Origin of the sequence: Bacillus sp. NPDC094077, assembly GCF_050279465.1 — a bacterium.
Classification (GTDB): domain Bacteria; phylum Bacillota; class Bacilli; order Bacillales; family Bacillaceae_G; genus Bacillus_A.
In genome coordinates this window covers 492,312-515,734 of the sequence record NZ_JBNNUF010000003.1, presented here as the reverse complement: position 1 = coordinate 515,734, position 23,423 = coordinate 492,312, and the positions used below count along the sequence as shown (strand labels likewise).

At 35.8% G+C, this 23,423-nt stretch carries 26 protein-coding genes, 1 other RNA gene and 1 riboswitch; of the genes, 5 read left to right on the top strand and 22 right to left on the bottom strand.

The features are described from left to right. The first annotated feature begins 421 nt into the window (after positions 1 to 421). Positions 422 to 1,585 carry a DUF418 domain-containing protein gene (locus ACQKNR_RS11420; protein WP_427317868.1) on the top strand — a complete coding sequence of 388 codons (1,164 nt, stop codon included), beginning with the start codon at positions 422 to 424 and terminating at the stop codon, positions 1,583 to 1,585. 14 nt (positions 1,586 to 1,599) lie between these two features. Here ACQKNR_RS11420 and pbuX read toward each other — a convergent pair whose 3' ends face one another. The 13 genes from pbuX to ACQKNR_RS11355 all read right to left on the bottom strand — a co-directional run bounded on the left by pbuX (position 1,600) and on the right by ACQKNR_RS11355 (position 13,201). Further along, positions 1,600 to 2,922, bottom strand: coding sequence for a xanthine permease PbuX (gene pbuX, locus ACQKNR_RS11415; RefSeq protein ID WP_427317867.1), 1,323 nt, complete (start codon positions 2,920 to 2,922; stop codon positions 1,600 to 1,602). A gap of 2 nt (positions 2,923 to 2,924) precedes the next feature. Further along, the gene (locus ACQKNR_RS11410) at positions 2,925 to 3,518 is read right to left on the bottom strand and encodes a xanthine phosphoribosyltransferase (RefSeq protein ID WP_427317865.1); all 594 of its coding nucleotides are present in this window, start codon (positions 3,516 to 3,518) and stop codon (positions 2,925 to 2,927) included. 110 nt (positions 3,519 to 3,628) lie between these two features. Then, positions 3,629 to 3,730: riboswitch (purine riboswitch) on the bottom strand. A gap of 116 nt (positions 3,731 to 3,846) precedes the next feature. Continuing rightward, positions 3,847 to 4,593, bottom strand: a complete 747-nt coding sequence (locus ACQKNR_RS11405; protein WP_427317863.1) for a type I methionyl aminopeptidase — start codon at positions 4,591 to 4,593, stop codon at positions 3,847 to 3,849. A gap of 144 nt (positions 4,594 to 4,737) precedes the next feature. Further along, the gene (locus ACQKNR_RS11400) at positions 4,738 to 5,211 is read right to left on the bottom strand and encodes a GNAT family N-acetyltransferase (protein ID WP_427317861.1); all 474 of its coding nucleotides are present in this window, start codon (positions 5,209 to 5,211) and stop codon (positions 4,738 to 4,740) included. Positions 5,212 to 5,258: 47 nt separating this feature from the next. Beyond that, positions 5,259 to 6,776, bottom strand: coding sequence for a carboxypeptidase (gene ypwA / locus ACQKNR_RS11395; protein ID WP_427317860.1), 1,518 nt, complete (start codon positions 6,774 to 6,776; stop codon positions 5,259 to 5,261). A 102-nt stretch (positions 6,777 to 6,878) separates the two neighbouring features. Next, on the bottom strand, positions 6,879 to 8,816 hold the full coding sequence (locus ACQKNR_RS11390) for an ATP-dependent DNA helicase (RefSeq protein ID WP_427317858.1): 1,938 nt from the start codon (positions 8,814 to 8,816) through the stop codon (positions 6,879 to 6,881). 138 nt (positions 8,817 to 8,954) lie between these two features. Then, positions 8,955 to 9,137, bottom strand: a complete 183-nt coding sequence (locus ACQKNR_RS11385; RefSeq protein WP_427317856.1) for a DUF3921 family protein — start codon at positions 9,135 to 9,137, stop codon at positions 8,955 to 8,957. Between the two features lie 61 nt (positions 9,138 to 9,198). Beyond that, positions 9,199 to 10,338, bottom strand: coding sequence for a THUMP domain-containing class I SAM-dependent RNA methyltransferase (locus ACQKNR_RS11380; protein WP_427317854.1), 1,140 nt, complete (start codon positions 10,336 to 10,338; stop codon positions 9,199 to 9,201). 180 nt (positions 10,339 to 10,518) lie between these two features. Continuing rightward, an RNA gene (gene rnpB, locus ACQKNR_RS11375) (RNase P RNA component class B) lies at positions 10,519 to 10,910 on the bottom strand. Positions 10,911 to 10,997: 87 nt separating this feature from the next. Beyond that, entirely contained in the window at positions 10,998 to 11,333 is a 336-nt protein-coding gene (gene gpsB, locus ACQKNR_RS11370) for a cell division regulator GpsB (RefSeq protein WP_427317853.1), read from the bottom strand. 97 nt (positions 11,334 to 11,430) lie between these two features. Next, positions 11,431 to 11,985, bottom strand: coding sequence for a DUF1273 domain-containing protein (locus ACQKNR_RS11365; RefSeq protein ID WP_427317851.1), 555 nt, complete (start codon positions 11,983 to 11,985; stop codon positions 11,431 to 11,433). Between the two features lie 56 nt (positions 11,986 to 12,041). Continuing rightward, a complete protein-coding gene (locus ACQKNR_RS11360) occupies positions 12,042 to 12,458 on the bottom strand; it encodes a CotD family spore coat protein (RefSeq protein ID WP_427317850.1) in 417 nt (138 codons plus the stop codon). A 155-nt stretch (positions 12,459 to 12,613) separates the two neighbouring features. Continuing rightward, entirely contained in the window at positions 12,614 to 13,201 is a 588-nt protein-coding gene (locus ACQKNR_RS11355; protein WP_427317848.1) for a YppG family protein, read from the bottom strand. A 177-nt stretch (positions 13,202 to 13,378) separates the two neighbouring features. Between ACQKNR_RS11355 and ACQKNR_RS11350 the strand changes: the two genes are divergently transcribed. Then, positions 13,379 to 13,570, top strand: coding sequence for a YppF family protein (locus ACQKNR_RS11350; protein WP_427317847.1), 192 nt, complete (start codon positions 13,379 to 13,381; stop codon positions 13,568 to 13,570). A 177-nt stretch (positions 13,571 to 13,747) separates the two neighbouring features. On the opposite strand, the gene ACQKNR_RS11345 is transcribed toward ACQKNR_RS11350, so the two are convergent. Next, complete coding sequence (locus ACQKNR_RS11345) at positions 13,748 to 14,092, bottom strand: YppE family protein (protein ID WP_427317845.1); 345 nt, start codon at positions 14,090 to 14,092, stop codon at positions 13,748 to 13,750. Between the two features lie 15 nt (positions 14,093 to 14,107). Next, entirely contained in the window at positions 14,108 to 14,350 is a 243-nt protein-coding gene (locus ACQKNR_RS11340) for a hypothetical protein (RefSeq protein WP_427317843.1), read from the bottom strand. Positions 14,351 to 14,435: 85 nt separating this feature from the next. Here ACQKNR_RS11340 and ACQKNR_RS11335 point away from each other — a divergent pair, with 85 nt between their 5' ends. After that, a complete protein-coding gene (locus ACQKNR_RS11335) occupies positions 14,436 to 14,615 on the top strand; it encodes a phage portal protein (RefSeq protein ID WP_427317841.1) in 180 nt (59 codons plus the stop codon). A gap of 164 nt (positions 14,616 to 14,779) precedes the next feature. Here the strand turns inward: ACQKNR_RS11335 and ACQKNR_RS11330 are convergent, their stop codons facing one another. Beyond that, positions 14,780 to 15,805, bottom strand: a complete 1,026-nt coding sequence (locus ACQKNR_RS11330; protein ID WP_427317839.1) for a DUF2515 domain-containing protein — start codon at positions 15,803 to 15,805, stop codon at positions 14,780 to 14,782. A 103-nt stretch (positions 15,806 to 15,908) separates the two neighbouring features. Here ACQKNR_RS11330 and recU point away from each other — a divergent pair, with 103 nt between their 5' ends. Together recU and ACQKNR_RS11320 are read left to right on the top strand one after the other, a co-directional pair. Further along, entirely contained in the window at positions 15,909 to 16,511 is a 603-nt protein-coding gene (gene recU, locus ACQKNR_RS11325; protein ID WP_427317837.1) for a Holliday junction resolvase RecU, read from the top strand. A 66-nt stretch (positions 16,512 to 16,577) separates the two neighbouring features. Further along, entirely contained in the window at positions 16,578 to 19,262 is a 2,685-nt protein-coding gene (locus ACQKNR_RS11320) for a PBP1A family penicillin-binding protein (RefSeq protein WP_427317835.1), read from the top strand. 23 nt (positions 19,263 to 19,285) lie between these two features. On the opposite strand, the gene ACQKNR_RS11315 is transcribed toward ACQKNR_RS11320, so the two are convergent. From ACQKNR_RS11315 to ACQKNR_RS11290, 6 genes are all read right to left on the bottom strand, one after another. After that, on the bottom strand, positions 19,286 to 19,804 hold the full coding sequence (locus ACQKNR_RS11315; RefSeq protein ID WP_427317833.1) for a YpoC family protein: 519 nt from the start codon (positions 19,802 to 19,804) through the stop codon (positions 19,286 to 19,288). 3 nt (positions 19,805 to 19,807) lie between these two features. Beyond that, positions 19,808 to 20,455, bottom strand: coding sequence for an endonuclease III (nth, locus tag ACQKNR_RS11310; protein ID WP_427317831.1), 648 nt, complete (start codon positions 20,453 to 20,455; stop codon positions 19,808 to 19,810). 15 nt (positions 20,456 to 20,470) lie between these two features. After that, positions 20,471 to 21,178 (bottom strand): DNA replication protein DnaD, encoded by a 708-nt coding sequence (gene dnaD / locus ACQKNR_RS11305; protein ID WP_427317829.1) that lies wholly within the window; start codon positions 21,176 to 21,178, stop codon positions 20,471 to 20,473. A gap of 121 nt (positions 21,179 to 21,299) precedes the next feature. Beyond that, positions 21,300 to 22,487: an aspartate transaminase AspB gene (gene aspB, locus ACQKNR_RS11300; RefSeq protein ID WP_427317827.1), complete on the bottom strand. Its 1,188-nt coding sequence runs from the start codon at positions 22,485 to 22,487 to the stop codon at positions 21,300 to 21,302. An 18-nt stretch (positions 22,488 to 22,505) separates the two neighbouring features. After that, the gene (locus ACQKNR_RS11295; protein WP_427317825.1) at positions 22,506 to 23,024 is read right to left on the bottom strand and encodes a DUF5590 domain-containing protein; all 519 of its coding nucleotides are present in this window, start codon (positions 23,022 to 23,024) and stop codon (positions 22,506 to 22,508) included. 7 nt (positions 23,025 to 23,031) lie between these two features. After that, entirely contained in the window at positions 23,032 to 23,202 is a 171-nt protein-coding gene (locus ACQKNR_RS11290) for a YpmA family protein (protein ID WP_000412179.1), read from the bottom strand. Positions 23,203 to 23,423: the final 221 nt, after the last annotated feature.

The following is a 23,423-nucleotide window of genomic DNA, read 5'->3' as shown; positions in this document are numbered from 1 at the left end:
TCTCATTAAAAATAAAAAATCCCTTTCATTCTTTTTACAGATGAAAGGGATTTTACGTTATATCATTCATTTTGTTGTTCCTACTCCATTTATTACATACTTCGTAATAACCGCATATACAGCGACCGTACCTGCTACTAATGCATATACCATACTCACGCACCAACCTTTTTTTGATAATGATTATCACTTTTGAATATATTTTATCATTAAAGAGAATCATTATCAACACTTTTCATAAAGAAAGCCCCTTATAAGAAGGAGCTTTACTGCCTGTTTTAAAGAAGTTTAAAACTTGTTGTGCACTCTTATTATATCTCATCCTACATATCTTAACAGTTTAAAAAAATGGAAATCTACCCTATCCTCTCCATCTTACATTTTGTATAATAAAAGGAATTACTTAACAAGGAGGAAGATAATGACACAAAATCCTTCACAAGGCGAGAGGATACACTCCATCGATATTATTAGAGGAATAGCTGTACTTGGTATTTTTCTTGTTAACTGGCCAGTTATCGCCGGGGTTGACTCTCGAGACATTTCAGGCGTTTATGAGGGATTAGACAGCTATATCCGCCTATTTTACGATATGTTTATTCAAACGAAATTTTATACAATTTTTTCGTTTTTATTCGGATTAGGTTTTTACATCTTTATGAGTCGTGCTGAGGCGAAAACAGATCATCCGAAAACTTTATTTGTTCGCCGCTTGCTCATTTTATTATTATTTGGTTTTTTGCATTACGTTCTTTTATGGGACGGGGACATTTTACATAGTTATGCAATCGCTGGATTTTTCTTATTGTTATTTTATAAAAGAAAGCCTCGTACTATTTTAATATGGGCATTAGTTTTACTAAGTATTTTTCAATTTTTAATGCTAATTACTAGCATTGGAATTGCCTTAATGCCAAGAGATGAGCTAGGACTCTCCTTACCACTCGTGCCATTAGAGGACTGGATATTACAAATACAAGATCGTTTCCACGCGTTTTATTCTGAAGCAATTAGGCTAAATGCATTCATGCTTCCAGAAACAGTTGGATTATTTTTACTTGGTTTATATGCCGGAAAAAAGGATATTTTCCGCCGCTCAAAAGAGTTAGATCCAAAACTAAAAAAATGGCAAATTATTATGTTCGTTTTAACATTACCAATGTGGTTCTTTATGGTTCGTTATTTCTTGTCAAAACAACCTTATGACCCTATTTACATGAGTGCCTTTACAATGTTTAGCGGAAAAACATTATTCATATTCTACATTTTCACGCTGATGCGCTTATTACAAAAAGAAAAATGGCAAACATTATTACGTCCATTCCAATACGTTGGACGAATGGCCCTAACCAATTACATCTCGCATACAATTGTTACGTTACTTGTATTTGGTCTAGTGTTAAAAAATTATTACCCTGCTCCATTATGGATTGGACCACTATTTTGTATCAGTTTCTACACGTTACAAATCTTTATTAGCCGCTGGTGGCTTTCTCGTTACCAATACGGGCCACTTGAATATATATGGCGCCTTGGTACATATGGAAAGATGATGCCACTTAAAAAGAAAAGCAAGGTCTCATAATGAGACCTTGCTTTTTATGCTTCTCTTACTTCACTTTGCATCGAAACAGGTTCTTCTTTTACTTTCACTTTGCGCTGCGGCACCATATTAAACACCATATTTAAAAGTACTGCTGATGCACTTCCAAGTACAATTCCGTTATCTGTTAAAATACGAACGCTCTCAGGAAGTTGTGAGAATAATGTAGGAACGACTGTAACCCCAAGTCCAATTCCGACAGAACATGCTACAATTAATAAGTTCTCTTGTTTTCCAAAATCAACGCTACTTAACATTTTAATACCATATGCCATAACCATACCGAACATTGCTAACATCGCACCGCCAAGTACTGATTTCGGAATAATTGTTGTAATAGCTGCAATTTTAGGAATAAATCCAAGAACAATTAACATACCGCCGCAAGTATAAATAATAACGCGATTTCTTACTCCTGTTAATTGAACAAGCCCTACGTTTTGAGAGTATGTTGTATATGGAAACGCGTTGAAAATACCACCTAACACCATCGCTAATCCTTCTGCGCGATAGCCTTTTGTTAATTCTTTTTCACCGATCTTTTTATTACAAATATCAGATAATGCAAAGTATACACCTGTTGCTTCTACAATCCCTACACACGCAACGAGAATCATCGTAATCATTGGCGTTAATTCAAATGTTGGAGTACCGAAGTAAAACGGCTGAATACCGTGGAACCAATCCGCTTCTCCAACCGCTTGCAAACTTACTTTCCCCATAAAAGCTGCAACAATTGTACCGAACAACAGACCAAGTAATATAGAAATAGAACGGATAAAACCATCAAAGAAACGATACATAATGATGATAAATAATAAAACACCAAATGCTAATGCTAAGTTTTCAAGACTTCCGAAATCTTTACTGCCTACTCCTCCAGCCATATCATTAATAGCCGCTGGAACAAGAGTAACTCCAATTACCGTAACAACAGACCCTGTTACAACAGGCGGGAAAAGCTTTACAAGTTTTCCGAATAGCTTTGCAAAAATAACAACGAATAAACCGGCGGCAATAATTGCTCCATATATGGAAGACACACCGTATTGTTTTCCGATTGCAATCATCGGTCCAACCGCTGTAAATGTACAGCCAAGTACAACTGGAAGTCCAATCCCGAAAAAGCGATTTGATAATGCTTGTAAAATTGTCGCAACGCCGCACATTAATAAATCAATTGAGACTAAATATGTTAACTCTTTTTGATTTAAACCAAGTCCGCCGCCCACAATGAGCGGAACGATAATTGCACCCGCATACATTGCAAGCATATGCTGCATACCAAGCGATGCAATTTTAAATGGATGCTGCTTCATCGTTATTTCACCTCCGCAGTTTCTTGCTGTACAAATGTAACTGTGCCGTTATCAAGTGATGCAATTTCTGCTAGTGACTCAACACGAACGCCTTGTTCACGAAGCTTCTTTCCTCCATCTTGAAATGCTTTTTCAATAACAATCCCAATTCCTGCAATACTTGCTCCTGCTTGCTCTACTAAACTCATTAAACCTAAAGCAGCCTGACCGTTTGCTAAAAAGTCATCAATGATTAACACGCGATCATTTTCATCGATATGATTTCGAGATAATGAGATTTCATTTGTTTCTTGTTTTGTAAATGAATATACTTTTGCAACGTACATATTATCTTGTAACGTTAACGATTTACGTTTTCTTGCAAAGATTACTTTTACACCAAGTTCTAATGCAGCCATAACCGCTGGTGCAATGCCTGAAGATTCAATCGTCACGATTTTTGTAATGTTATCTTCTTTAAAACGTTTAGCAAATTCTTTTCCGATTTCTTGCATAAGTACTGGATCAATTTGGTGATTTAAAAATGCATCTACTTTTAATACATCACCAGATAAAACCTTTCCTTCGTTCAAAATCTTTTCTTGTAATACTTTCATGTTTGTTCCTCCTCTTATGCAATAAAAAAACTCCAAAAGCCGCCACCACTCGTTACAAGTGAGAGACGTGCTTTTGGAGTTTCGCAAAAAAAAAGAATGCTAAACAAGCAAATATATTCGTCCTCACTCATAGTCAAAGTATTTACGGTACTTCGGTAGAAACTTGCAGGCCATATCCCCGCGATTATATGAGTGTAGCTAACTATTTATTTTATAGAAGGATTATAACGCACTTTTTATACTTTGAAAAGTATTTATGAAAAAAACACGTACAAATTTCATAAAAACACCATTTTCGTTCGAGTTTCGCAAACTCTTACATTCCATCTCAAAGCGTCGTTAAAATGACTGGCCCATCTTTTGTAATCGCAATTGTATGCTCATATTGTGCTGCTAATTTCCCGTCCATCGTCCGTGCTGTCCATCCGTTTAAATCTACTTTAGAATATCTCATGCCAGCATTTACAATCGGTTCAATCGTAATTACCATTCCTTCTTGTAATTCTGGCCCTTGCCCTTGTTTCCCAAAATGAAAAATTGCTGGTTCTTCATGAATTTCTTTACCAATCCCATGCCCTGTAAAGTCTCTTGCAACAGAAAAGCCCTCAGCAGCTACATACCTTTCAATTGCATAGCCAATATCTCCTACATGATTACCGATTACCGCCTGATCAATCCCTTTATACAAAGCACTCTCGGCTACTAACAATAACTTTTTTGCTTCATCAGTTGAATCCCCTACTATATACGTCCATGCAGAATCTGAAAGCGCACCATTTAGGTTTACTACCATGTCAATTTTCACAATATCGCCTTCCTGTAAAGGTACATTACTAGGAAATCCGTGACACATTTCATCGTTTACAGATGCACATATCGCGTATGGATACCCGTTGTAACCTTTCTGTTCAGATATTGCACCATGCTCTTTTAAATACATTTCAACAAACGTATCGATTTCTTGTGTAGTAATACCCGGTTTCATCATTTTCGCAATTTCTCTATGACATGAAGCAAGTAATTTCCCAGATTCATGCATCAAATCTATTTCATTTTTCGTTTTGATTGTAATCATACTATCTCTCCTTGCTATGTGCTACTAAAGTTCAATCATACACATCCTCTATCAAAATTTCAAAACTTCAAATTACAACAAGTACAAAAACAGGTATCCTATATTTCTACATCAAAATAAAAAACAGCAGAGCCCCTCTGTTTTTTAATCATTTTTACATATATAATTCATTCTTAAAAACTCAAAACAACTGCCATTTGTTTTCTGTATAAACGTTCCAACTGCTTCAAATCCTGCTCTTTTATATACTTTAATTGCTCTTTCATTAAATATCGCTACTGATAGTGTTATATAATCGCAACCATATTTTTCTTTACTAAAATCTAGTCCAGCTTTTACGAACTTTAAACCGAATCCATTTCCAGTTCTATCAGGTCTCATTCCAAGCCCTATATCAACCGTTCGATTATTTATTTTACAAAAGCTAAAAAAACCAATGAGAGTACCATTTTCTTTCACAGCAAATGTATCGTCTCCTCTATTCTCATCATGTAAAAACTCAGCTAAATCTTCTTGATCTGCCTCTATATCATAAAAAGAATATTCCCCTTCATAATGCCAGTTGTATGCAATTTCCTCTGCTTCTTCTTGCGTCATTACTGTATATGTATAATTCATTCTCCCATCCCCTAAAAAAAAGGAGCTGCAAATCAGCAGCTCTCTTTTTACAATTCATAAATTTCTTTATACTTCGCTTCTAAATAATCAGCTAAGTAGTTTGCATTTAGCCCTTCACCTGTTACATCTTCTAAAATTTCAAGTGGCTTTTTCGTCTTGCCATATTGGTGAATATTTTCTGTTAACCATCCACAAATCGGCGTGACGTTTCCTTCTTCTAATAATGCATCAAAGTTTGGAATATCCTTTAACATCTTATTTTTAAATTGCGCTGCATACATATAACCAAGCGCATAAGATGGGAAATAGCCAAATGAACCGCCAGCCCAGTGCACATCTTGCAATACACCTTGTGCATCATCCTCTGGACGAATTCCTAAATACGTTTCCATCTTATTATTCCACGCTGCCGGTAAGTCCTTTACTTGCAATGTGCCATCAAATAATTCTTTCTCAAGTTCATAACGAACCATAACATGAAGCGGGTATGTAAGCTCATCTGCTTCTATACGAATGAATGACGGCTTCGATTCATTAATCGCATCATAAAACTCATCGACTGATATATCGTCAAATTGACCATCGCTATACCCTTTTAACAAATCATAATTTTTCTTCCAAAATGATTTATTACGACCGATAAAGTTTTCAAAGAATAGTGATTGTGATTCATGAATACCCATAGAAGTGCCACTACAAAGCGGTGTACCTTCAAGTTTTTCCGCAATATTTTGTTCATATACAGCATGACCACATTCATGAATTGTTCCAAAAACGGCCATACGGAAATCTTTTTCATCATAGCGTGTCGTAATACGAACATCCCCTCTATTTAATGTAATTTCAAAAGGATGTACTGTTTCATCAAGACGACCTGCTTCAAAATCATAATTTAATTGCTTTAATAGCTCTAATGTAAAATTCTTTTGTTTTTCTTTTGAAAAATGTTCAGAGAGAGCATTTGTCTTTAATTCTTTTTTAGACTCAGAAATTTCTTTTACAAGCGGTACGATCCGCTCACGAAGTTGACCAAATACGTGATCTAATACTTCTACTGTAATACCAGGCTCGTACATGTCTAAAAGTGTATTATATTTGTATGTTTCGTAACCCCAATATGTAATGAATTTCTTCTTGAATTCAACAATTTTTTCTAAATACGGACGAAACATTTCGAAATCAGATTTCTCGCGCGCTTCTTCCCACACGCTTTCCGCTTTCGCTTCTAATTTCACGTACGCTTCGTATTCAGCTTGTGGAATTTTCTTATTTCTATCGTATTCTTTACGACACTCTTCCACCATTTTCTTCGTCGTTTCAGAAAGTTTATCTTCAGTAATTAAAGCTTCTAACTCTGTTAAATATTTTCCCATCTCATCTGAAGTCGACATAGCAAACACTTCTGACGAAAGCATGCCGATTACTTCTGAACGCTGGTCAACACCTTTTTTTGGTGCACCCGTTCTTAAATCCCAAAACATTAGGCTTAGTGCTTCTCCGTAATTCTCTATCTTCTTCACATATGTTAAAAATTGTTTTTCTACTTCATATGTAGTAACTGTCATAGTATATAAAACCTCCTTTTTCTACCTCAAACTTAATTCGACACGGAAGTATAAATTCCTTTTATAATAGAAAAAAAGCTTGGCAAACGCCAAGCTTTTTCCTTACAATTTTTTACCTTCTACTGGTAGTACATTTTTCACTGCTTCAATCACTTTCTCATCTTCCGTATCAGATAAGAAGATTGATATAGCACCTTTATCTTCACTTGTACGAATTAAACGTCCAATTCCTTGACGCAGACGTAAAATCATATATGGTACATCTACATCCCAGAATGGATCATTTACGTGCTTACGCTTCGCTTCAAACACTGGATCGTTTGGAGGGAATGGTAATGACCAAATAATAACATGTGATAATGATGAACCAGGAATATCTAAACCTTCCCATAAATGAACCGCACAAAGTACAGTCTCTTCTTCATTTTGGAAACGAGAAACAAGTTGACTAATTTCTTGGTCCCCTTCATATAAGAATGGAATCGACATTTGCTCTTTACTTACATACTCCTTAAACGCTGCAAGTTCTTGCGTTGTACGGAACAATACAAGCGTACGTCCATTTGTTTTCTGGATATTTTCAAGTGCATATTGACACTTTCTTTCCCATTCATTTTCTTTCGTGTGCGATAGTAAGTTTACTGCCATTTGCTCTTCATAATTAAACGGTGAAGCAACAGAGAATGATAAATAATCTTTTACCCCTAAACTATTTGCTGTAAATGCGAATGAATCGTTATTTGATAATGTTGCGGAAGAGAAAATATACGGAATCTTTTTCGAAAATACTTTCTCTTGTAACACTTCTTCAACTGCACGCGGCATAATAACTAAAGTGAAGGCACCATCACCTTCTTCCCCCCAAGTAATTACATTTTTCTCGTGCATGAAAAGACGAAGCGAATGTTCTAACACATCTAAATGTTCATCAACGATATTTAAATCATATGTGTTTACTGTATACATTTCACTTTCAAATACTAATGCATCACCGACTTCACCGATTTTTGCGTAAAGTCGCTTCGCTTCAGCTGTTACTTTTTCTGTCACAGTAATTTCTAAACGATCAGAACCGGCAATTTCCTTTTTATTCTCTTGTAACACATCAAAGAATCGTTCAGTTTGCCAAATTGTTTCTTCTACTAAATGTGCAAACTCTTCACGAATGTCATTTTGTAATAATCTCGTTAAAAGTTGCTCCATCATCGTTTGCTTTAAACGGTATGTTAAGGCTTTTTGAGCTGCATACTCTACCAGATGTCCTTCATCGAATACAACACAGCTACTTTCTGGCAATAATGGAATTTGTCCTTCACGCTTACGAGCATCGTACGTCCAAATATGATCCATATAGAAATCTTGCGAGCAAATAATTAAATCTGCTGCTTTACGATAATGTTCGCGAGAAAGAGTTTGTCCACAACGATGACGTGAATCACAAGTAAAGCAATCTTGGAAGTAATCCCAGTTTACTTTTGACCATTCCTCGTCATTTAAAAGTGGAAATTCTTTTCTGTCACCATAGTGAGTAAAGTTTTGCATCGTACCATGATCAAATACGAACTGTGGTAATTCATAATATACATCTTCAATTACTTCTGGAGCTCGTCCACTCATAACGTCTTCTAGTTTACGTAAACATAAATAGTTATCCATTGATTTCGCAAGCCTAACATCAACAGATAGTCCTAACGCTTCAGATAATTTAGCAATGTCTCCTTCTTCTTTCACAAGCTGCTCAATTAATGTCTCGTCTGCACAAGCGATAATAGCAGGTTTTCCTGTATAACGTGCATAACAAATTGCATATAAAAGATATACAATCGTTTTCCCTGTTCCTACACCCGCTTCTGCGAACATAACTTTCTTCTCTTGGAAAGCACGCTCTAACTGAAACGCCATAAAAATTTGTTCATCACGCTCTTCAAAGCCTTTTTCCGGAAGGATGTCGTAAAACACATCTCCAATCCACTCATTCAACTTATCATAAAAATTATCTTGTTTTCCTACTTCAAATGGTAATCTCTTCTCAGTAAACATCCTTAGCCTCCAACCAAAAAGTTTTTCTATAAAAAGATATAACAACTGCCACTCATATGCATGCAATTGCTTTCCCCTGTTGCAATACATAGAAATACACGAAAAAAAATTTTCCTTTCGGAAAAGGAAAATTTTTTTCTATATTAATGACTTTAAATACCGTTTATCAATTGCTGTTTCATGTGAAAGAGCTGATAAATACTCTTCTTGCGCTTTTTGAATTTCATCTACAATTACACCATGACTATCCATTTCTTTTCCGAGCTCATCATACGTACGGTGAATAGCTTTTTGAATCATTGATAATTGAAAACTATCCATGTCACTGCCTCCTTTACGCATTACATAATAGCCAGTATATGCGCGCTGGAGGAGTTTTATACTATGAATTACGCGGTGGACGTTTTCCGAAGTATTGGTAGTAATCTGTACGGATAAATCCGTTAAATAGTTTACGCTTCTTCGACGCATCTTTTCCGTAACACTTCTCAAATGCTTCGTAACTTGTTAATACATACGCTGACCATGTATCTAATGGGCGGAATACTTGTCCCATTTCTTTATACAGTTGTTCAACAAGTGCTTTTTCACTTAAACGTTCTCCGTATGGAGGATTCGTTACAACGTAGCCATAATCCTCTTTTGTTGTGAAATCTTTTACTTGCATTTGTTTAAATGTGATTAAATCACCTAAACCTACTTCTTCTGCGTTATCTTGAGCAACTCGGATCATACGATGATCAATATCAGAACCAATGATTTGTAACGGCTGATTATAATTCGCTAAATCTTCAACCTCTTGACGAGCTTCACGCCAGTTTTGCTTACCTACCCAGCCCCACTCATCTGATGCGAAGCTACGGTTAAATCCTGGTGCGATGTTTTGTCCAATTAATGCTGCTTCAATTGGAATTGTACCTGATCCACAGAACGGATCGACAAATGGACGGTCTGGCTTCCAATTTGTTAATTTAATTAAAGATGCAGCTAATGTTTCTTTTAAAGGAGCTTCCCCTTGATCCATGCGGTATCCACGCTTATGAAGACCAACGCCACTCGCATCGATCGTTAATGTTGCAATATCTTTCAACATGGCAATCTCAATACGGAATAACGGACCATCTTCTTCAAACCAAGTTGTACGTTTATATGTTGTTTTTAATTTTTCAACGACAGCTTTTTTAACGATACGTTGGCAATCCGAAACACTGAATAGCTCAGATTTTAAAGATTTACCGATTACAGGGAACTCTCCGTTCTCTGGAATATAATCTCCCCAGTTTAATGCTTTCGTTTTTTCAAACAGCTCATCAAATGTTGTTGCTTTGAATTCGCCAACTTTAATTTTCACACGATCCGCAGTACGTAACCATAAGTTCGTGCGACAAATCGCCTTTTCATCTGCTTCAAATGTTACTTTGCTGTTTTCCACTTGGCATTCATAACCAAGATCACGAACTTCTCGGGCAACTAATGCTTCAATCCCCATTGCAGCTGTTGCAATTAAAGTAACTTTTCCCATTTGCATTCACCTCTTATGTATAATCAAACAATAATTAATAGCATTTGTTCCTATTAACTATTACATTTTACGAAAGATTTTCTTATTAACCATTTTAACTCACAATTTATAACTTCATACAAATAAAAAGCCCTCCTCTAACAAAGGAGAGCTGAGTTATTTCATAGTTGGTTCATAACGTTCTGTAAGCCATGTTCTGTTCCTTTGTACTACAAACGGCCCACGCCTCGTACTCCGGTGGCAATCATCTATCTACAGGTTATGAAAACCTGTCCTTTCCCATCGTTCATTTCCTTGGAAAAGATTCCCCTACCATTATTTGGGTTTCTCGCTCGTGGGGTTTACCTCGTTCCACTCCTATCATTTCTTCAAGGACTTCGTCACTGTGGCACTTTAAAGGTAGTCAAACCATATCCGAAAGGACTTAGGTTTTTTCCCTGCCGTTAAACCAGCTTTACAGCCAGAATACCCTAGCTTATGAATTGGCTAGGCACGAACACTACAGCCATCTCAGGCCGTGCGAGCATGGACTTTCCTCTACAACGTTGGCGTTGCAGCGATTACCCAAACGTTATGACATCCATTAGTATAGTGGAAACAAAAAGATTTTGCAATGTTTTTTTCTATGTAAAATGCTTTAACCTTTTTATCACCAGAAATTATTCGTATAACTTACTTCCAAATACAGCTTTTTCTAAGTTTGATAAACGTTTAAGAATATCTGTATTCGTGTTGTTATACACCGGTTGTGCAACTGGTGTTTGAACAGGTTGTTGCGGAACTTGTGTTGCAGCTAGTTTTTGTTCTTCTAATTCTCGTTTTAAACGAGAATTTTGCTGCTTTAATTGCTCAAATTCCTTGTGGAAAGCTTCATAATCTTTAATGATCATATCAAGAAACTTGTCTACTTCTTCTTGTTGATAACCTCTCATACCTGTTTTAAATTCTTTTTCCAAAATATCTTTCGCCGTTAATTTAATTTTATCCGAAATCATTTTCTTCACCTCAAATTTTTGCCAAAACTTTCATTAACTAAATTTTTTCAGAAACAGTGCCTTTTGTCAATCATATATACGAGTACTATATTACATATCACTCTGTATTATTCCACTGCTCCTCTTCTATTATATCTTGTAAATCGGAAAAAAGAATGAAATAACTATGATAATTTTCTATTTCTCCTTTTTTCTTTGCTGCTTCTACAATATATTTGGGACTTCCTGGTTTTTCTTCATCGTATACAGCTAAAAGGGCATCACTTTTTTCAATAAAAAATTGATTTTTCAATTTAAACTGCTCTGGACTCTCATACTTCCGTTTCGTAATACTATCAATATGGTCTGCTTGAGAGAGAATAAATTCGTAGTATTCGCGGTTATCTTCCTTCCAGCTTTCCTCTTGTTCTAAAAACGGAGTAAATACCGCTAATTTTAAATCCGGATATTCTTCTTGAATTCCAAAAACAACTTCAGCAGCCCACAATTCGACTCCTAACTGACCGCTTATTATGACCCACTCCAAACCTTCTTCTACAAAAGTAATTAATTTACGGTGCAATGCCTTTTTTATACACGCTACCCCTGGATGATCATTTTTAAAGATACCAAGCTCAAATGGCTTATATCCTGTTACAGCAACAACTTTCATATCAACACTCCAATTACAAAAAAAGAACTAGCATTTCGCTAGTTCTAACATATCATTTACTTTTTAAACATTCCACCAACGTTTGGTCCCATATTTGGTCCAAATGGAGATACATTTGGTCCCATGTTTGGCCCGTATGGAGATACATTCGGTCCTGGTCCAAATGGAGATATGTGATGACCATGGTGATGATGACCATGACCACATGGTCCACATCCGCCGCCAAATCCACCAACAAATCCTGGATCACCAGGATCTACAACGTTTACGTTCGAGTTTGTTTGTGGGAAGAAGCCTTGATTTTTAATTTGTTGATGGTGTACATGTGTTGTATGCGTTGGGAAAATGTGAGGCACCACCGTTGTTGAAAAAGAATGTGTTACGCATTGTTTCGTCGGATGAATGACAGGAGCAGTCGTACAAATAGGTCCTGTAGGCTTATGCCCTCCAAAGTAAGGATGACAATGATGCATAGTTTTTTCTCTCCTCTCTCATAAAAAAATCTGATTACACTTTACAATATGAGAAAAGAGATAAAGCCGCTTGTTATATACACCCATTTCTTTCAGGGAAATTTGTCTAGAGCTGAGTTTCATTCATAGTATACATAATGGACAACAATCCAATATTATTTACCAAAAAATCCCCCAACTTGCTTCACAATGCCTGTCACTTGATTCATCGCATTCATCATTTGTCCAGCTGTATTCATCATTTTATTCACATCGTAGTTTCCATCTGATGTTTTAAATTGGGAAACAAAGCTAGAAAACTGACTTGGTTGCTGCTGTTGCTTTTGTTTATTCATCGTCGGATACGGTTGCTTTGGTGGATAAAACATAGCTTGTTGATTGGCATAGGGAGATGGTGGCGGCATATAATATTGTGAATTCATATAGGGTTGCTGTTGTTGTTGAGGTTGATTCATATAAGGTTGCTGCTGTTGTTTGGGTTGATTCATATAGGGTTGCTGCTGTTGTTGAGACTGATTCATATAGAGTTGCTGCTGTTGTTCAGGTTGATTCATATAGGGTTGTTGCTGTTGTTCAGGTTGATTCATAAATGACACTTCAAATGGCTGATAATAATTTTGATTTCCATAATAAGGCTCGAAAGGATACATATTATACCGTAAATATGTATCCTTATTATATTGGTACATATTTTGCTGTGCATATGGATTCGTTTGCTGATATACGTTAGGTTGTTGAAACATGCATTCTCTCCTCCTTCACATAAGTTTCTACATATATAATATGTACCTATAAAATAATATGTGTGACGGAGTATCTGTCTATTTTTGTCGGAAGTTTAAATTTTTAAAAAATTAAAAAAGAAAACCCTTCCATGCTATGATAATTAAGAAGAAGATTCTCATGGGGGAGGAATCAACATGGTATTAGGGGATTTAAAACAAGCATTTTCTCAAAAAAAGGGGTATTACACAGAGAATGTAAATGAATTATTAGACTTTGCGAGACATTGGTATCTCGAAGGGAAAATATGTATATCAGATTACCGAACATTAATAAAAGAATTAGAAATAAACGGCGCAACAAAACCTACATCAATGACAGAAGCTTAAAATGAAACTTTAATCAGTGGGGTTTTGTTCATCCCCACTGATTATTAGTCTTCACCAATCGGGCTTTTACGGGCAGCCCAACTCCCACCTAACTTCTTTGTTTCAGCCAAGTTTCGAGGTGTGAGTCTTACTGTCCGCAAATAGCGAGATAAAAAAACAAGAGGGTTTCCCCTCTTGTTACTTACATTGCTCAACTATATTTTGCAAAGTATACGAAATGGCTTGGTGTGTTTCAAAGAATCGTTTACCTTTACCTTTATTTACAAAGCATTGTAACACATTCGTTTGTAAATTATCGTATACTTGATCAATTTGCTGTACATGTATATACTTCGGTTTTTCTTCCTTAATCCACGTATAAGCTAATTCTTTCCACATCTTTAATTCCTCATCTACCATGTCTACAAACGGCTTCATATCCTTATAAAAATCGTATTCGATCATTTCTCTTTTTTTTACATTCGCTTCATTATTATACTGCATGAGTTTTTCTGAAGACTGTATTAATGCTTCATTCTTCATTTCTTTCCCACCTTATTATGCACTCACTACGACGTTTTGAAATGTCTTCACCCAATTCCCTTTTTCTTCGTGATGCATTAATTTATTTTCCATATGCTCAATATGCATTTCTGTTATTTCGATCTTATTGCATATTTTTTCACTCTCATCCTTTAATGCATGATTCATTCTAATCCCTATATTCATTTCCAGCAAATCGAGAGAACTTAACATTTGATCCATTTTTTTCATTACATCTTCCTTCTGAACCATCGCCATATACAAAACGCCTCCTTCTTTGCTTTTCCTTTGTCATGTAATTTCGCCGAATGATTTATCACTCCTGCCCACATGACAAAACTAGTTGTTATTCGTCAAAGAAATCATTTTGTATGCCATTTATAGAAATGGTAACAATACAAAAAGGAGGTGTATGACAATGACAAAGAACAAAAATGAAAAAAAGAAAAAACAAAACAAACAACAAAATAAACCCGAGACTGGCAATCCAAAGCTAGATGGTCCAAACTTCCCTGCTACATAAAGTGAGACTTTAATTAATGGGGCTTTTCCAAACTACTAATTTCTAAATCCCCCTTAATCTTCTACTTTCATTAAGTTTTGAGATTAAAGTCTTAACACACTTAGCAGGATCACTTCACATTAAGAAGTCCCGTCTTCATAAATGAAGACGGGACTTCTTTTTTATTATATCATGAACTCATCTATCCTTTTAACAAAACGATTTACGATAGATACAGCATAGATTTGTTCCCTCTTTCTTCTATACCATTCTGTTATATTAACTTCACCCTTAGGTTCTTCAAGTAAAAACAACAGATTCATTTTCGTATCTTCACAAAACCAATCCTTCATGCTTATTTCCTCATGTACAACAACAGAATAAACATCTCTAAGTGCTGGCGTACAGGATTTTCTAGTTTCCCTTAAGTAAAATTCATAATCCTCTCTAGACCCAGTATGTGTAGTTTGCAATGCAAACTGACAAAACAAATTTTTATATTTCTCGTGAAACAATAGCCACGCCAATTTCTTCCCAAGTTCTATACGCTTTTGTAACGTTTCAAATTGATAAACTGAAAACCCATACACGTTCCCTTCAATCGTTGGAAAAATAACTGCACTAATATGAAGTATTTCTTGCACTTTAAAAAGTGCAGTATGAAATACATGTGTTTTAAAATATGCATTCTCAATGATTGGTTTTTGAATTTTATTTTGCTCATTTATAATAAGAGCTGTCATAAGCCTATTTATATCTTTTTTCTCCCAGAAAAATATCCATTCTTTTTCCATGAAAATTGATACGTTGAAAAATTGTAACAAGTGAAAGAGAGGCATACATCTTCTCTTACTTTCTTCATATAGCAATAGCTGAGGAAATGCATCTAAAAAAATAATCCAATTAGCCTGTTCATACATAAGAAACAAATATTTTTTTACTGATTGAGGTAAAACAGTAGCATAATATCTTCCTTCTAAATCGGTCATATTCCACCCCGCATTTCTCGAGACCATACTCGCTAAAAAAGACCACCTGATTTCACTATTTCTTAAATAAAACTCTTGATACGATTGTGTCCGAGAAATGTTGTCCACATTAGCTATTTTTGTTTTCTTTTTAATATTGTGAACAATTTCTTTTTCTCCTCCTGTACAAACCATATTTTTACGATATTGTTTAATTTTTTCGTAATCATTCCATGTAAACATGAATAAGTCATCATACCTTTCTTCAAAAAGGTCACATCTTTTTTCATTTTTTGATATAATCACCTTTGTAAGTAATTCTTAACAAGTTGGGAGTGGACACACTATGACCATTCGTTACCCAAATGGAAAAAGGTACAATCAAGCTTCACCCCCTCAAAAAACACCAATTAAAAAACATACTTACAGTAATAGAGGTATGTCCCTTGAAGAGGAATTAAATGAAACAAATCAATATTACTTAACCCATAATATTGCATGTGTACATAAGAAGCCTACACCTCTTCAAATTGTAAAAGTAGATTACCCTGCTCGAAGTGCTGCAGTGGTAAAGGAAGCGTATTTTAAACAACCTTCTACAACAGATTACAACGGTGTATACAAAGGGAAATACATCGATTTTGAAGCGAAAGAAACAAAAAATAAAACTAGTTTTCCACTTCAAAACTTCCACCTTCATCAAATTGAGCATATGAAGCAAATAATTGCTCATAATGGAATTGCATTTGTTATTATTAAATTTACACTTTTTGATGAACTTTATTTATTAGATGCCAAACATATTATTGCATTTTGGAATCGTCAAAATACTGGTGGACGTAAATCGATTACGAAAGAAGAAATAGAAGAGCATGGATCTTTATTATCATGCGGTTATCACCCTCGGATTGATTATATCCGTGTACTAGACACGGTTTATTTTTCGTGATAGAGTCATCACTAAGGCTCTTTTTTCGACTTTTTGGGGAGAGAATGAAAGGTAGGAGAAAGTATAATGTCAGATAATTATCGTTCTCGTACAGAACGAAATCATGCAAAAAATCAAACGGAAGAAACAAATAAAGAAAAAAAACCAAAGAAAAAAGGCTCCTTTTTCAAGAAATTCCTTATAGGTTGTCTACTTCTTGGTATCGTTGGTCTCGTAGCTGGCGTTTCCGCTTTCTTTGTTATGGTAAAGGACGCTCCAAAATTAGACAAATCAAAACTTGTCAATCCTTTATCAACAAAGTTTCTTGATAAGGACGGAGATTTCTTCTATGAATACGGTGCGGAAAAACGAACCCATGTTACTTACGATCAAATTCCAAAAGTAGTTGAAAATGCATTCCTTGCAACCGAGGATTCACGCTTCTATGAGCATAATGGAATTGATTTTAAACGTACTACAAAAGCAGTTATGGAGAATGTCACTGGTGGTTTCGGTTCCCAAGGTGGTAGTACGATTACACAGCAAGTAGTTAAAAACTATTTTCTAACGATGGAAAAAACCGCAAAACGAAAAGTGCAAGAATGGTACTTATCTTATAAATTAGAGCAACAATACTCTAAACATGAGATTTTAGAAATGTACTTAAATAAGATTAATCTAGGTAACCGCTCTTACGGTATTGCATCAGCAGCACAAAAATATTATGGCAAAGATTTAAAACAATTACAGTTACATGAAGCTGCAATGCTCGCTGGTTTACCCCAAGGTCCTAACATTTATGATCCAACAAAACCGGAAAATGTTGAACGAGCAACAAATCGCCGTAATGTCGTATTATCATTAATGAATCGACATGGTTATATAACAAAAGAAGAAATGAATAACGCAATGAAAATCCCTGTAACTGAGGGTCTTAAAAAACCAGAACTAACTGAAATGAAGTATCAAGCATTTTTAGATGCTGTTGTAAAGGAAGTTGAAAAAGAATATCCTGATGTAAATATCGGTTCAGATGGTTTAACGATCCAAACAACACTTGATCAAAGTGCTCAAGATTACGCTGACGAAATTATGGATGGCAATCTTATTAAGTATCCAAACGATCAATTCCAAGGGTCATTTGTATTTATGGATACACAGTCTGGAGAAGTTCGAGCAATTGGGGCTGGGCGTAAAGAAAGTAAGTCTACTTTCAAAGGTCATAATATGGCAGTTGATTTAAAACGCCAAGTTGGTTCAACAATGAAACCAATTTTTGATTATGGTCCAGCAATTGAAAACCTACAATGGTCTACGTACCATCAATTAAATGACTCAGAGTACACATACTCTGATGGTACAAAAATTAAAAATGCTACAAACAGTTATAAAGGAGATGTGTCCCTACGTGACGCACTAAAAAAATCTTTAAATATTCCTGCTTTAAAAACAGCTCAAGCGGTCGGGCTTGATAAGTCAAAAGAATTCGCCAAAGGTCTAGGCATGACATTTAAAGATGATGCTGTTTTTGAATCAACTGCAATCGGTAGTAATGAAAGCTCTCCGTTAGATGTCGCTGGAGCTTATGCAGCATTTGGAAATGACGGTATGTACAATAAGCCTCATTTCGTTAAAGAAGTTATTTTCCCAGATGGGAAAAAGAAAAGCTTTAAACCGAAAGAACAACGTGCAATGCATGACTCTACAGCTTACATGGTTACTGACGTTCTTCGTGACGTAGTAAAACCTGGTTCTGGCGGTACGGGTCCAACGGCTTATGTTCCCGGTTTTGATGTTGCTGGTAAAACAGGAACACAAAACTTTGATAAATCTGTTATTAAAAAATACGATATTCCACCTGACGCCAACCGAGATAGTTGGTTCGCAGGATATACACCACAATATACAATGGCTGTTTGGACTGGTTACGAAAAGGATAGCTCAGAAAATTACATCGGCGATCGTTCTACTAGAATTGCGCAACAAATGTTCCAAGTAATGATGAGCAAATTCGCTACAGATAAATCTCGTTTCGAACGTCCTTCTTCCGTACAAGAAATAAACGGCGAGTTATACGTAAAAGGTGCGAAAAAAGATGCAATTAAAGAAATTAAAGTAGATTCACCTAGTGGCCTTAATGTCACTTTCGATGGTGCTAGCACAGTTACACTAAACTGGTCTGGTCCAGCAGAAGTTGATGCATATGCGGCAAGCTATAAAGCCACTGACGGTTCAAGTGGTAGCCTATCAATAAGTGGTACGACAGCTACTCTTGGTGGTATTAAGCCAGGTGTTACTTACAGCTTCTCCGTAGTAGCGAAAAAAGGTACTGGAACAAGCCCTGCAGTTGGTGCATCCTTCACTGCACCTGGAGGAACTCCAGATGCTAAGAAAGCTGAGGATGAGGCTAAGAAGAAGGCTGAAGAAGAAGCTAAGAAGAAAGCTGAAGACGATCAGAAAAAGGCCAATGAAGATAAGCTAAAACAAGAAGAAGCTAAGAAAAAAGCTGAAGACGATCAGCGTAAACAAAAAGAGCAACAAGAACAACAACGTAAGCAGCAAGAAGAAGCTCAAAAGAAAGCTGAAGAAGAGGCTAGAAAAAAGGCTGAAGAAGAAGCTAAGAAAAAAGCTGAAGAAGAAGCTAGGAAAAAAGCTGAAGAAGAAGCTAGGAAAAAAGCTGAAGAAGAACAGCACAAACAACAAGAACAGCAACAAAATACCGGAGGAGATACACCTCACGCAGACGGAAATGTTGTTACAACAGAGTCATAATAAACAAAAAGAAGTCCTTTCTCTTAACGAGAAACGGACTTCTTTTTTGTTATCATTTTCTTTACATATAGCTTTTCTATTTCGATATACAACTGTGCTAATTGAATATAAGAATGATAATTACTCATTTTTTTTATAATAAATGAATATCTCTCCATAAAATTAACAGGTTGTACTTCCAATTTATTCGTATGACCTTCCATTTCATTCAAACTATGAACAGGTTGCTCATTTAGCCAATATAGAATCGATAGCAAATGCGCTGCCAAAAGAATCATTGGACTCTCAGCTTCTTGTTTTTTTCTTTCTCGGAATAGCGTAGCAATTTCTTCATGCTTGCTTTTCCATACATTCAACATCACAGGAATACTTTTTTCAATTTCATTCCACGGTTCGTAGTGTCTTTCAATATCAAATATAAAGTAAGTATTTTGTATTATTTCTTCAAAAGATTGTTCTGTATGATACTCAATCGAATTTACGCCTTCTTTAAAAAATGGTAAGTATCGAAATTCTTTCGGTATTTCTATCACTCGCTCCATCCTTTATTTCCCCTTCATTCGCTTCTTTCCTTCACGACATACTTCTAGCAATCGGCACTCTTCACATTGTGGTCGCTGTGCTTTACAGTGATAACGTCCAAAGAAAATCATGCGATGATGTGTTACTCCCCACTCATCCATCGGAACTTTCTTCATTAACGTTTTTTCCACTTCTAATACAGAGTCTTTCCATCTACAAATTGCTAATCGTTTACTCACTCGTTCCACATGCGTATCAACAGCAATTGCCGGAATTCCAAACGCTACCGATACTACAACGTTTGCTGTCTTCCTTCCTACACCTGGTAATTTCGTAAGCTCATCTCGATCTCTCGGTACTTCCCCATTATAATCGTCTAATAACATTCGACATAACTTTTGAATATTTTTTGCTTTATTTCTATACAATCCAATGGAGCGTATATCTTGTTGTAATTCTTCTAGAGAAACACTTAAATAATCTTCTGGTGTTTTATATTTTTGAAATAAATTTTTCGTCACCTTATTTACAAGTACATCTGTACATTGTGCAGATAATGCCACCGCGATTACAAGTTCAAACGGATTATCATGAATTAACTCACAATGTGCTTCTGGATACATATCCGCCATTGTGTCTAAACAATAACGAATTTGCGTTTTATTTAACATATACTTCCTCCTACATTACTGCTCCAACCAATTATAAAAAGGCACTTTCCCAGTAAATTTCGTCTCTTGTGTTGTTGTTTGTTGCGCTCGTTGCTGATTTGCTCTAAATTTCCGTCCTTGATTTTGGGCTTGATCAACTGTTTTAATTCCATTCTTTTTCCACTCAAATAAAATACGATCAATATATCGGAAGTTCAGCTTACCACTCATCACAGCTTCTCGAAGAGCCGCTTGAATTAAATTCGGATGATGTTGATCTTGATCCTCCCACATCCCTAACGTTTCACATTCAAATGGCGAAAGCGGTCTTCCAAATTCTTTTTCAAATACTGTATATAAATTTACTTGCAGTTGTTTTTTTTCTTTTTGTTCATCTTCTATTGATTCATTCATTAAGAAATGTAATATTTTTTCCCATAGCGGTTGTAAAGAATAACTTTCACACATCATCGCTTCTGATCTTTGTCCACCTTCTAATGATAAAAAACCTTTTTGAATCAATGTCTGAATTACTTCCATACATTTCATTTCCGTTATTGTCATCCGCTCTGAAATCTCTGAAGGAGTCGGAAACGAATTGCCCGATTCTAAAAATGTGTGCACATGAAGTACAACCATAAATTCCGTTTCATTTAACCCTAATTTTTTATAATGCATCATAAGCAATTTTGGAACTGCAATGCTTCCCTGCTCAAACCACTGTAACATCATTTTCTTTTTCATCACCAAACACCTCGCTCTCTAGTATAACACACCTTTCGCTATTTCTTTTTGCCACAATTCGTCAAAAAAACCTCCCTATTATGTAGGGAGGTTTTTTGTATTGCGTCAATGAAATATATAATTAAGCTTTCACTTTACTTTTCATGAACGTATGAATGCGTTCTAATGCTTTCTCTACTTGTTCAAGAGATGTCGCATATGATAAACGAACGTTATTTGGAGCCCCAAATCCTGTACCTGGCACAAGAGCCACTTTTTCCTCTTCTAATAAAGCTTTTGCCCACTCATCAACTGTGTCATATCCTGATAAAGCGACAGCTTCTTTTACGTTAGGGAATAAGTAAAATGCACCTTGTGGTTTAATACAAGTAAAGCCAGGGATTTGAATTAATTTATCATAAATAATGTTTAATCTCTCTTCAAACGCTTGACGCATTGTTTCTACGGGTTCTTGTGAGCCTGCATACGCAGCAATTGCGCCGTATTGAGCGATTGAAGTAGGGTTTGACGTACTATGGCTCGCTAAGTTCGTCATCGCTTTAATAAGCTGCTTATTTCCAGCTGCATATCCAATACGCCAGCCTGTCATCGAATGAGATTTAGATACACCATTAATGATAAGTGTTTGTTCTTTTAATGCATTAGAAAGCTGGGCAATTGAAGTATATTCTGCTCCACCATAAATTAATTTTTCATAAATTTCATCAGAAACGATTAAAATATCATGCTCTAAACATACTTCTCCAAGCTGTTGTAATTCTTCTTTGCTGTAAATCATTCCTGTTGGATTGCTCGGTGAATTAATAATAACTGCTTTCGTTTTCTCTGTAATTGCCTCACGCAGCTGCTTTGCTGTAATTTTGTACTCATTGTCTTCTAAACCTTCTACATAAACCGGCTTACCGCCAGCAAGCTTTACTTGTTCTGGATAGCTTACCCAGTAAGGAGTTGGGATAATAACTTCATCTCCTTCATCAAGTAACACTTGGAATAATGTATATAATGCATGTTTTGCGCCATTACATACAATAATTTCAGATGGATCATACTGAATGCCTTGATCGCGCGTAAATTTCTTCACAATTTCTTGTTTTAACGATTGTAATCCACCTGTTGGTGTATATTTCGTATGCCCTTCTAACATCGCTTTATGCGCAGCTTCCATAATATGATCTGGCGTATTAAAGTCAGGTTCTCCTGCTCCTAATCCAATTACATCATGGCCTTCTGCTTTTAATGCTTGTGCCTTTGCTGTAATTTCTAAAGTTGAAGACGGTGTTAAAGCAGCTACTCGCTTTGCTAATTTCATTTGTAGTTCCCCCTACATCTATTTTTGAGCGCTATATAGTCTTAAAAACGACCCATCTTTAAATTCAAGATAGTAGTAAATATAACGATTGTCATAATCAATATATGTAACTTCCCATAATGGTACATCTACTGGTTTACCATCTCTAAGACCTTTTTCAAAGCCTAATTTCACTTTCAGAATTTCTTTCGGCTTTCTTTTTGATTCTTTACCGGCTTGTTCTATTGTTCTTTGTATAGCCTCTTTTTCGGAAATACCTTCACTCTTTTTCCTTACTACGGTATCCCCTTTTTTCTCAGGCACCCAAACGATAAGTTGTTCTCCCTTTTCATCTGTACCTTGTACGACTGTATATGCATCTTTTCCGTTGTAATAATCAACAGATTTTACTTTTGTAAGCTTTGCTTTTTCTTTTGCAATTTCTACAGATTTTGATTCTTTTGGAATTTTCTTGTCCATCGCTTTATTATAAACATACGCCCCATATATTCCACTAGCAACGATAACGATAATGATTGCAAAGATCCACTTTTTCATTGTATCACTACGTTCTGTAAATCGTAAATACAGCTGTTTCTTTGTCTTTTTCGTCTAATGCTAATCCGAACATGAGGTCCTGCTCTTTTAACGTACGATTCAAACTATCAACGATTTTATACAAATCAGACGAATATTTAATACGCGTCGTTGATAGTACTTCGATTTTCTTCTCCATGAAAAAACTCCTCCGTTACACAAAAATTTCTAATTATAGAAGAACGCAATGCGGTTACAATAAGAGTACATTCTTTACAACCCCTGCTTCATCACCCATCTATTATAGCAGGACATGTACAGCAAAAAAAGGTTTCAAGTCGAAAACCAATACATTTTGTATACAAGAAGTAAGAAAAATAAAATTCCTCCTACCCACATTTTTTACGCCTGAAGTGTTTA